Below are 4361 nucleotides of genomic sequence, written 5' to 3'. Positions count from 1 at the left end.
CTGGTTCGCGGTACCGGTCCTCCGCCCCCTGCTGCCGGAGGACGGCGGCTCGGAGCCCGTTGTCCAGCTCTCGCCAGGCACCTGGTACCTGGCGATCGAGCGACGAGGCCAGCACCTTCTCGTGCAGACGGATGACGGAGTCCGAGGCATTCTCAGGGAGACGCTTGGCATTCAGCGCGGCTGAGTCACGTGGGCCTGGGGAGTGACGCACCCTCGCGGAGAGCATGCGGATCCTGACCCCACGTCCGACACCTGGCCGGGGCTTTTATGGCGACGCCCCGCCCGGCAGCACCGGGCGGGGCGTTCTCGTCCAACGGCAGTGCGTTCGGCTGGCCTCCATTGGCCAACGCCCGGGGCCAGCGGGCCGGGGTTGGTTCGGGGACGGTGAGCGCACCCGGGACGTTCTTCAGCCGAGTGAGTCGCGGTCCTCCGGCTGACGGCACCGGCTTCATGCCGCTGCGGGGCTTGCTGGGTCCCCGGCATCGTGCTGCCGGGGACCCAGCTGCGGGTCTACTCACTGTCCTGGCCGGCGCCGACGACCAGGGCGATGAGGACGAGGACGACGGCGGCCAGCTTGATGACGTCGGTGGCGGCCCAGCCCTGGTTCAGGGCGAGAACGAGGATGGTGGTCGCGGCGTACGCCCAGGTGCGGCGGGGAGGGCGGGGCACGTTTGGGGTGGGCATGGGTGCCTCCTGAGTTGATGGAATTGGCCGGTACTCCCACGGTCGGCGGTGGTGTGATTGTTCGCTGGGGCCGACCGGTGAAAGCCCAGGAGGCGGCTCACGGATTGTGGACAACGGGGTCTTTGTTCACTGGACACGGGGATACGGGGGGCGGGGGATGGGCCGAGGTCTCACGGACTTGAAGGGCCGTACCGAGGAGGCGAACGCGCTGGCGGTCTGGCTGCGCACGGTCACCAAAGGCATCCCGGTGCGGATCCTGGAGAAGGACTTCCATTACTCGAAGGCGATGTGGACCGAGTACCGCAGCGGCAGCACACTCATCCGGGAGGACCTGCTCGACAAGGTCGTCGACAAGCTGGTGGCCAAGGACATGCGCGAGAGTGTCCGCGAGAACGGGCACCGGCTGCTCGCCGCCGCGCGGGAGGCCGCCCAGCGGCTGGATACTCAGCCGCAGCCCTCCGTAGTGCCCGCGCAGCACAACCGGGCGCCGGTGTCGGCGGCCGTGGCGCTCGCTGAACTCGCTCTGCGGCTCGACGACGCCCGGATGCTGCAGGCGGAGGCCATGCGCAAGCTGGCCGAGTCGGAGAAGCGCTGCGCCCAGTTGCAGGACATGGTCTCGTTCCTGCAGCGCCAGTCCATTCAGCTCACGCAGGAGCGCGACCGCGCGCTCGAGGAAGCGCGCGAGACCCGTGGGCTGCAGCAGGCGCTCGAACAGTCCGAGAAGTACCGCGTCCGGGCCGAAGGCCAGCTCCTGCACGCCCGCCGCGCGGCGCACAAGGCGTTCGACCTTCGCCTCGCCGCCGAGGCGAAGGTCACGATCGCGCAGTCCCAGTTCGGTACCGAGAACACGACCTCCGGGTACCTGATGCCGCAGCTGCCGGCGGACGGCATGGAGCTGCCGCCGATGGAGCAGATCGCCGAAGTCCTGCAGGCCGCAGAAGAACTGCTCGCCGAGCAGGACCTGGAACTGGACGAGCTGCGCTCGGACCTCGGCCTCGAGCCGGCCTCCGGAGACGGGGTCATACCGAGGGTGGTCGAGGGAGAGGTCATCGCCAGCCGGGCGACCGCGAAGGCGCAGGAACCCGATGGGATTGTTCGGGAGAGCGGACTGGACAACGCGGTGAACAACGCGGTGACCAGGCCGGACACCGCGAGCACGCCAGAACGGTCGGCCATCGTGGACGCCTTGTTCAAAGCGACGACGCCCGCGCATCTGGGGCGGCAGCTCGCGGCCCTGCGTAAGCGGGACGGCGTCAGGAAGTGGCCCGTTGCACGGATGCTCGAGACCGTCAACGACATCCTCGAGGAAGAAGGGGAGCCTTCCGCGACCGACGTGTCGATCCGCGGGTGGCTCAACGGGGACAGGTTCCCCAAGCTCGACTGGGTGCTGATGGCGCTGGTCGAGGAGATGGGCGCCACCCCGCAGGAGACCCTGGAGTTCTTCCACGCCCACAGGAGGATCGAGCAGCGCGAGGCCGACGCCTTCAGAGAGGCGGACCCGGACATCAGGCAGCAGGGAGACGAGTCGTTCGCACAGGCCGAGCGCAGGACGCAGTGGTTGCACGAGGGGTGGACGGAGCTGGCCCGGCTGGACCACCGGCAGAAGGTGGCCGGCAGAGTCGTGAACTGGAAGGCGGAGCAGAAAGCCGCCGTGAAGGAACTGGAACAGGCGGCACGCCGGAAGGAGCAGCAGATGGGCCGCGGTGACGGCCCGACACCTGCCCCATGAGGGGCGACGACACATGCAGCCCCGCCGAATCCCGGGCGGAGCCCTGCGCGTGGGTCAGGCGACAGAACCTAGTGGACGACCGTGTTCTCGCGCGGCCGCCCTCACCTGTTGCCGCACCGTGTACTTCACCGACCGTGGCATCGAGGAACTGGAGAAGCGGCGCGGCGAGGAGGAGGTCACCTTTGAGTGGCTCGCCCAGTAGCCCCCGGCGGCTGCGTGGGGCGGGGATCGCGGTGCTCATGGCTGCGATCTCTCGGCTTTGTGACAGTGAGATGAGAGACAGTGAGGGGTTGTGCGTTCGTGCTGGTCGGGGTCTGTTTTTGGAGCATGGATCACTGGCATGGATGTGGGAGATCGTGGCGATCCCGCTGTCACGGAGCGGTATTCGTGCAGGTGGCGCACTGGCACAGAACCGAGAGATCACATCAGGCCATGAGCGCGGTTCGCCCCCTCGGACTGGCGTAGCGCGGTGCCCTGAGCCGCCGACCGTCCGCCCGGCCGCGGTCTCGCGGTGTCGGGGCGGGCGGCGGCCGTTCTGGCGGACTTGCAACGAGCTCCAGGGGGTTTGGGTCGGCAAGGTCCTGGGCGTCACTGCCGGGGCCGTCGGCGGAGCCGTAGGAGTGTTGCGGCGAGTTCGGGTAGGGCTTTGATGACGGCGACGGTGTCGGCGCGGTCGGCGCGGAGTAGGGCGACGATGCAGACGATGGCTACGAGGGCGATGCCGACGACGCCGGCCAGCAGGGGCAGCACGAGCATCGGGTCGATGGAGATGGGCACGGTGGTCCTCCGGCAGGTGCCACACGTTGGCGGCTTGGTGGTTGATGACGAGGGTGGACGTGGGACACAGGAGGCGGCGAGGCCCCTGACCCTCCGCCGGGCGGCGCTGGGTCAGGACGGTCGAACAGGACGGCGAAGGAGCTGCCTTCCTGACTCCGGCGCTTCCACGTCACGGATGCAGGTGAGGACCCAACCGGGGGCGATGAAGAAGTCGCTCCCCAAGACGAGCCTTGGGGTGGGGTAAGTCGGATGATTCCGGGCTGCTCCCGGAGCTTCTTCAGCTTCTTCCGGGTGCGTCTCAAAGCCCCTGACCTCACCCGTTGCCGCACCAGGTGTACTTCACTGGCCGTGGCTTACGAGGATCTGGAGAAGCGGTGCGGCGAGGAGGAGGTCACCTTCGAGTGGCTCGCCGAGCAGCCACCCCCGGCGGCTGTGTAGGGCGAGGACCGCGGTGCTCACGGCGGCTCGTCGGCCGGCAGCTGGAGGGTGGGTGCGCCGCGTGGTTTCCGCGCCGCCCTACGGGCTTGTGCGCGGAGGTGACCGACTTATGGTCCTCATCTCCGGATACGGAATCCTCATGCGGATTACGCATTCGGAGATGAGGACCTTTCTTATGCGGTTTTGGTATTGGGTTTGGTGGGGCGTCAGGATGGGTTTTTGAAAGCGATTTGAGGTTGTGTCATGTGGGTTTGCGGTTTTGGTATTTGACGGGTGGCCGGTACCCGCCTTCCGGACTGTGAACCCGGATTTCTCCCTTTTGTTGCTTCTTTTTGGTTTAGACCATTCAGTGATGGGGAGAGTCAAGCTGTGGCACTCTGTGTAACTGGGTTCTGGTCGGATGTCAGCTGGACAGGAAGAGTGGACAGAGCCCGTACTGCTGCTGCCAGGAGCGCGGGAGCGCGACCGGGTAGCCTTCGGCCCCGCAGGGGACGGAGGCCCTACCACCCGGGATTCATCCCCCAACTAGCCTTCTGAACAGCAGAAATGTCCCCGCAGGGGGCATGGCACCAAAGGCCGGCCTTCCACAACAGGTCCGCAGGCCCGGTCCGACCGGGCGGCCCCGCAGTCACCGCAGGTGACTGCCCGTCGGGTCACTTCCCCCGGCGCCGCGCAGCGGCGCGGCGGCAGTGGGAGTGACGCAGTCACTCCGCGTCGTGTCTCCGCAGGAGAC

General features: G+C 67.7%; 3 protein-coding genes and 3 pseudogenes. 4 read left to right on the top strand and 2 right to left on the bottom strand.

Annotation, left to right across the window (positions count from 1 at the left end):
* Positions 1–184 (top strand): annotated as a pseudogene (locus tag ACFCY7_RS37460) (hypothetical protein); the annotation flags it as partial.
* Between the two features lie 326 nt (positions 185–510).
* Here the strand turns inward: ACFCY7_RS37460 and ACFCY7_RS37455 are convergent.
* Entirely contained in the window at positions 511–684 is a 174-nt protein-coding gene (locus ACFCY7_RS37455; RefSeq protein ID WP_376490554.1) for a hypothetical protein, read from the bottom strand.
* A 178-nt stretch (positions 685–862) separates the two neighbouring features.
* On the opposite strand from ACFCY7_RS37455, the gene ACFCY7_RS37450 reads away from it, so the two are divergent.
* Both ACFCY7_RS37450 and ACFCY7_RS37445 read left to right on the top strand, forming a co-directional pair.
* Positions 863–2413 (top strand): hypothetical protein, encoded by a 1551-nt coding sequence (locus ACFCY7_RS37450; RefSeq protein ID WP_376490553.1) that lies wholly within the window; start codon positions 863–865, stop codon positions 2411–2413.
* Positions 2414–2531: 118 nt separating this feature from the next.
* Positions 2532–2612, top strand: a pseudogene (locus ACFCY7_RS37445) (DUF6104 family protein); the annotation flags it as partial.
* A 389-nt stretch (positions 2613–3001) separates the two neighbouring features.
* Here the strand turns inward: ACFCY7_RS37445 and ACFCY7_RS37440 are convergent.
* Positions 3002–3190 carry a hypothetical protein gene (locus ACFCY7_RS37440; RefSeq protein ID WP_376490552.1) on the bottom strand — a complete coding sequence of 63 codons (189 nt, stop codon included), beginning with the start codon at positions 3188–3190 and terminating at the stop codon, positions 3002–3004.
* 332 nt (positions 3191–3522) lie between these two features.
* On the opposite strand from ACFCY7_RS37440, the pseudogene ACFCY7_RS37435 reads away from it, so the two are divergent.
* Positions 3523–3607, top strand: a pseudogene (locus ACFCY7_RS37435) (DUF6104 family protein); the annotation flags it as partial.
* Positions 3608–4361: the final 754 nt, after the last annotated feature.

Source organism: Streptomyces sp. NPDC056361, assembly GCF_042262805.1.
Taxonomy (GTDB): Bacteria; Actinomycetota; Actinomycetes; order Streptomycetales; family Streptomycetaceae; genus Streptomyces.
The sequence above is the reverse complement of the archived record's forward strand: the minus strand, read 5'-3'. Positions and strand labels throughout refer to the sequence as shown.